The organism is Quyinboa ferrireducens, from assembly GCF_042436675.1.
Lineage (GTDB): Bacteria > Bacteroidota > Bacteroidia > Bacteroidales > UBA5342 > JBHJHP01.
In genome coordinates this window covers 1-5,840 of the sequence record NZ_JBHMVA010000030.1, presented here as the reverse complement: position 1 = coordinate 5,840, position 5,840 = coordinate 1, and the positions used below count along the sequence as shown (strand labels likewise).

At 33.0% G+C, this 5,840-nt stretch carries 6 protein-coding genes; all 6 read right to left on the bottom strand.

Going from position 1 to position 5,840, the window contains the following annotated elements; translation table 11 throughout:
- Positions 1 to 212: 212 nt before the first annotated feature.
- Positions 213 to 1,247, bottom strand: a complete 1,035-nt coding sequence (locus ACE01N_RS19920; protein WP_380592745.1) for a WG repeat-containing protein — start codon at positions 1,245 to 1,247, stop codon at positions 213 to 215.
- A gap of 151 nt (positions 1,248 to 1,398) precedes the next feature.
- Positions 1,399 to 2,322 (bottom strand): hypothetical protein, encoded by a 924-nt coding sequence (locus ACE01N_RS19915; RefSeq protein ID WP_380592743.1) that lies wholly within the window; start codon positions 2,320 to 2,322, stop codon positions 1,399 to 1,401.
- Positions 2,323 to 2,522: 200 nt separating this feature from the next.
- Complete coding sequence (locus ACE01N_RS19910; protein WP_380592742.1) at positions 2,523 to 3,269, bottom strand: hypothetical protein; 747 nt, start codon at positions 3,267 to 3,269, stop codon at positions 2,523 to 2,525.
- A 187-nt stretch (positions 3,270 to 3,456) separates the two neighbouring features.
- Positions 3,457 to 3,894, bottom strand: coding sequence for a YbbD-related protein (locus ACE01N_RS19905; protein WP_380592740.1), 438 nt, complete (start codon positions 3,892 to 3,894; stop codon positions 3,457 to 3,459).
- Between the two features lie 715 nt (positions 3,895 to 4,609).
- The gene (locus ACE01N_RS19900; protein WP_380592738.1) at positions 4,610 to 5,089 is read right to left on the bottom strand and encodes a hypothetical protein; all 480 of its coding nucleotides are present in this window, start codon (positions 5,087 to 5,089) and stop codon (positions 4,610 to 4,612) included.
- Positions 5,090 to 5,258: 169 nt separating this feature from the next.
- A complete protein-coding gene (locus tag ACE01N_RS19895; RefSeq protein WP_380592736.1) occupies positions 5,259 to 5,684 on the bottom strand; it encodes a hypothetical protein in 426 nt (141 codons plus the stop codon).
- Between the last annotated feature and the right edge of the window lie 156 nt (positions 5,685 to 5,840).

The following is a 5,840-nucleotide window of genomic DNA, read 5'->3' as shown; positions in this document are numbered from 1 at the left end:
ATTTATATGTTTTAATCTTCTTTGGGTTGAGAATTCTAGTCATTGTATTTTGAGTTTCATCTATATGACAGCTAACGGTTTGCTGGTATGAAACGTTGCGCATTTCGAAGCACTTTCTTATCAAGCCGTTGCTGCTGTTGATTAAATGTTATGTCTTTCAAATTTAGCACAATCCGCGCAATGTTTTATGACCGGCTGTTAGCCATAGTTTTTTATTCATAATCAAAATCATACATCGGTTCGTATTTAGAAAATATTGGTCTAAACTGATGTCCAACATAATCATATTTTGGTTCTATCACAAAATCTCCTTTTTCGTTTATGAATCCCCATTTGTCATTTTTCTTAACAGCAGCTAAACCATATTTGAATCCACGAGAATCTTCAAATTGGTAATTAATAATCGTTTGGCATTTTTTATCAATATATCCGTATTTTCCATTCAGCTTTGCTATAGCCAAGCCATTATCTGAAAAGTATGTTAAGTATTCATATTGGGTTTCCGATAAAAATTTTCCAGTAGTATCTACAAGACCATAATATTTGCCATTATTAAACCAAAAAATATCGTCTTGATTGTATCCAAAGGACTTGTAATTCATAGTCATTATTGTATCACCTCGACTATTAAGTTTACCTAAAGAATTGCCGTCAGAATTTCCTATCAATGGAAAGTTCCTTATCCTTTTAGTTGTTTCGATAGTATCTTTAATATTAAAGTCTATATCTATCAAAAACTCTTGTTCTCCAATTTCAACCTTTGCTTTATTGTCTTTGAAATCTCCCGCGTAATCAAAAATAATCGTTGAAATCAATTCTCCAGTTACATTAATATAACCCCATTTCCCATCTTCTTCTGGTTGAACAGGAGCAAGTCCACATGAAAAACTCTCTCCATCCCAAAAGTTAATTGAACTCCTTAATTCTCCTTTCAAATCGACATAGTTTATACTATCGTTTAATATAACTAAAGCAAGTCCGTTTTCGAAGTTTCCGATAAAATCAAATTTATAATCAATTATCAAGTTGCCTTTATAATCAATTTTGCCCATTTTATTATCTTGGTAGCTCGTGGCATATCCGTCGTAAAATATTCCTAAAGAATCAAAGGTCGGCTCTATTATCCAGTTTCCTTTTTTGTCAATGAATCCATACTTGTTCTCATATTTAACAAGTGAAACAATCTTGTCTTGATTTGTACAAGAAGTCAACAAAATGAATGCTAATATGTAGTAGAATGCTCTCATAAAATTATGGCTAACGTTCCCGCGGTATGGTGTCGTGGCAGTTTCTGTCCGATAGGATAGGAACTGTCAGGACGAAAGGTGCTTGCAGTGAACGTTGAATTATTTGGTTTAAAATTACTGCCATGCACTATGACCGCGTGTTGTGGGCAGTTTATTCTGTTTTTATAAAATCAGTTATCTTCTCAATATTATCTGTTTCTAATTCAGAAGCCTCTACATAGGTTATACCTCTGTTATCCTGATATGGAATTTCATGTTTATCCCTTATCAATATTTCATAATTCATTATTGCAACTTTTCTAGATTCAAGATCTTCTGGCAAGTTGTCCAAAACTATCCTAGTCACAACATATATGCTATCCGCAACATCGTACCGTATCTTAATAAGGGGGTTTTCATTAATAAAATATAAGTTTGAGTAGTCACTAACCGTTAATTGCCGTAACTCTCCAATCTCTTTCTTAAGTTCAGTTATTTTTTCTTTTTCAATCAATTCACTGTGTGTCGGTATTTTATTTCCTTTTTCATCATAAAAGCGAGTATAGATTTGTCTCAGGCGATTATATGAGTTAGTTTTATTCCATACATCCATTAACAAGGAATAGAATTGCTTTCCATCAAATGAATTAAAAGTACCAGTATAACTTTCAACATTATCGTAAAGGTGTTCCTCTTTTAACTTACAGTAGTACGTAATATCCTCAAATTCTATAACCTTAAGAGTTGGGTCAAGACTTATGTTCAAGATTTTATCTATCAGTATCGTATTTTTTGTAATACGATCACCGATTTTCATAAACTCAATTAACTTGTCATTTGTTAGAATATAAGCTTTTTCTATTTGCAACAGCCCAAGTTTATTTGCATCATCAGTTTCCAGTTTGTAAACAGCTATAATTCTATCGTATTCATTAATAATCTCTTGATCTACAAATTCTCTATATTGCTTTTTCTTTATTTTGTTTTCTGGTATAAACATGTAATCACCAGCTTGCGAAAATCCTTGGAAATTAATCAAGATGAGTAGGAAGATTAATGAAGTTTTAAAAATATCACTAGTCTTAAAAGTTTTCATAAAATATTAATATAATTGTTCTTTCAGCATAAAACAGCTCTCTCAGAAAATTGCCCACAACGTTCCCGCGGTATGGTGTCGTGGCAGTTTCTGTCCGATAGGATAGGAACTGTCAAGACGAAAAGAGCTGGCAGCGAACGTTGAAATATTTAGTTTAAAAAAACTGCCATGCACTATGACCGCGTGTTGGCATGTCGTTGTTATTTGTTTTTTGTATTAATCATATAAATATAGAAGTCTCCAACAAGCATCCTTTTATAAAATGAATTTTCAAGATTTGGAAATATATCATAGTAAACTTTTGCAATAAAAGGCCAACTAAAATCCTCAGCACAGTAAATGGCATCTGCATATTGGTCAATCAAAGTATCATTCTTAGAGAATTTTAAAAGCCCATGAAGAAATTCTCCTCTTATATTAAATGAAACTAAACTGTCAAAATCAGTGTCATCTTCATTTTCAATATTAATAATGCTGTCCGTACTTGACATATTTCCCTCATTTATAGTTGGGATTTCCAAATTTTCCTGGAACAATTTATCATTATCAAGAGACTCATGATGTAAGAGTAAATAATAAGCATTACAAGTCATCTTATAATTCTTTTCTTCATATCCATAAAGAAATATTTCTTTTCTCATTCCACTGGCTTCCAAATTATCAAAAATCTTTACGGTTTCAACTGTATCTATGATCCAAGAATTATCAGCTGTTTTATTTTTTATAATGTAGTTTAAAAAGGATTTTGCTCGGCTGTTAAAGTCAGAGTCCTCAGGAAAATTCATTTTGAGGAAAGAATCAAAAGATGAAACAGTCTCATTTAAAGATTCAGATTTTTCTTTACCCAAAAATGTATTAAGTCCATTTAAATCATATGTAGGTATTTTCTTATCTACACAAGAATGTATAATTAAAATAATCAATATTGTTGTTATGATCTTTTTCATCCTTTTACAATGCATGCCAACGTTCCCGCGGTATGGTGTCGTGGCAGTTTCTGTCCGATAGGATAGGAACTGTCAGGACGAAAGGAGCCGGCTGCGAACGTTGAAATATTTTGTTTAAAAGTACTGCCATGCACTATGACCGTGTGTTGGCATACGTTTAAATTTCTATTTATTTTATATCAATCTTTTATTTCCGTAATCCAAATACTCTGGAATCTTCTCTATCAATAGCAATAAATACTGAATCACTTTGATCTATTTGTTTAATTAGGAAAAAATCCAAATCATTAGATTGGTCGATTAAACTTTTTGAAATCTTAAGTCCAACTGGTTTATTCAATTTTGTCCAAATTGGAGTCATCATTTTGTCAATCGAATCAATTTGTTCATCAGTTGTATAAAATGAAAAGAAACAGTTATTCAAGTCCAGATTTGTTCGTAGATATATTTCAGTCATATCTTTATTAATCAAATCACTTGGAATCCATCTAGTATCAAATATACCGCTTTCTTTTGCTGAAAGATAATCTTCGAATTTATATTCAATCTGGTTTGTATCACAAGAGTATTGAAATCCTGTAAAAATAATAAGTAGAATATATTTTATAATTGTTTTTTCTCTCATTTTTTTGCTATGCTCCATTAAATGGATGCCAACGTTCCCGCGGTATGGTGTCGTGGCAGTTTCTGTCCGGTAGGAAAGGAACTGTCAGGACGAAAAGAGCTGGCAGTGAACGTTGAATTATTTTATTTTAAAATACTGCCATGCACTATTACCGTGTGTTGGGCCCTGGGGTTTCTTAAATATTTTATCTCAGTCAAATTTTTCAACTGATAAACTTACAGTCAGGTTTTAATGAACTGTCAATCATTCTAATCTCTAATCTAAAAAAGTCAAACTCAACGTTTGGTTTGGTTCACAACTTTCAATGCATAAAAGTCTTTCACGATAAATTGAGACTCAAGGTTTGCAAATCTTTCGAAAACGAACAGTCAGTTTGTATTATCAGTCAAAAACAAGTTTGAAAATCAAAAGTCAGCATGAAGGAAAGAGGTCATTCCGATTAACAAGGTCAAAGTCTGAAAAAATTTTCTTCAAAAAGATGTCTCATAAACGCCGAAAAAAATTTCGTGCTGAAATTGTCCGCTCAGTTCAGTGCGAAATTAAACTCCCTTTTTCGCCCTTGGGCCCAACGTTCCCGCGGTATGCTGTCGTGGCAGTTTCTTTCCGATGGGAAAGGAACTGTCAGGACAAAAGAGACAGCCCGCGAATGTTGTAATATTTTATTTAAAAATACTGCCATGCAGTATGACCGTGTGTTGTAGCAAGTTAATTTTTATCACCAGCTCGAATACTCTCTAATATTGCCCATTGCATCTATTTCTTTTACAACTTTTGTGTTACCACAAATAGTCGAAATAGTCAAATAGGAATTTATACTACCAACGCAGAGTTTATTCGTATTATCATCCAATGTTGCTAAGCTATATGAGTCTATAACATTATGCTTATCATCGTATGTTATAAGTAAGAATTCATAATCTCGTTTGTGAGGAAGGGTGTCATTTACTAGGAATACATTTGCGGAATAAAATCCATTCTGTTCTATAACTCCAAAGTTCCTATAGATGTGTCCAGACTTAAGTTTATTTATGCTACCTAGATAATAATTAGCACTGTCTTGTCTTAGGGGAGGTACATTTGTGGATTCCACCATATATAAAAAATCTTCTCTATCATTGATGAAGAACAAGTCAGGGGCTCGTTTACACCCCAACAAGATACTTAGGCTGATAAGTCCGAAGAATAATTTGTGCATGCACCTATACTTTAATTTGCTACAACGTTCCCGCGGTATGGTGTCGTGCGGTTGACTGTCCCACGAAGTGGAGACTGTCAAGCCGAAAACGGCGCCAGGATGCATATGGTATTGTGAGTTAAAAGAACCGCATGCACTATGCACCGCGTGTTGTGTGTAGTTGTTATTATTATTCAATCATTTTTTCAGTTAATCTATCAACTCGATTACTCAGATTAATTATGTTGATTCCGAATAAAATAATTCCCAAAGTTATACCAATGGTTAATGAAATAATGGAATTATCAATTAAAAGAAATTTCCAAATCAAGATATTAGCAATAGTTAAAATCAACGCTTTGAAAAAAATGCTTTCAATGTGAAGTCTCCAGGTTATTAAATTCTTTTCAGGAATAAGTCTTAATTCTCCTTTCAATAAAGGATAAAAGATTTTTGATCTATTCTTTCCTGTGTTAGTTGAGAAGTTAAAGTTCTCGGTAAATTTCATATTTGTTTTATCGATTATTGTCAATCCATTTTCAATCAAGATTCCAACAAGATGTTGTACGTCTTTAATATTTGAATCATCCAAATTTCTCTTATAGGTAATTATCATTCTTTTTACTATTACACACAACGTTCCCGCGGTATGCTGTCGTGGCAGTTTCTTTCCGACGGGAAAGGAACTGTCAGGACAAAAGAGACAGCCCGCGAATGTTGTAATATTTTATTTAAAAGTACTGCCATGCAGTATGACCGTGTGTTGTAAATA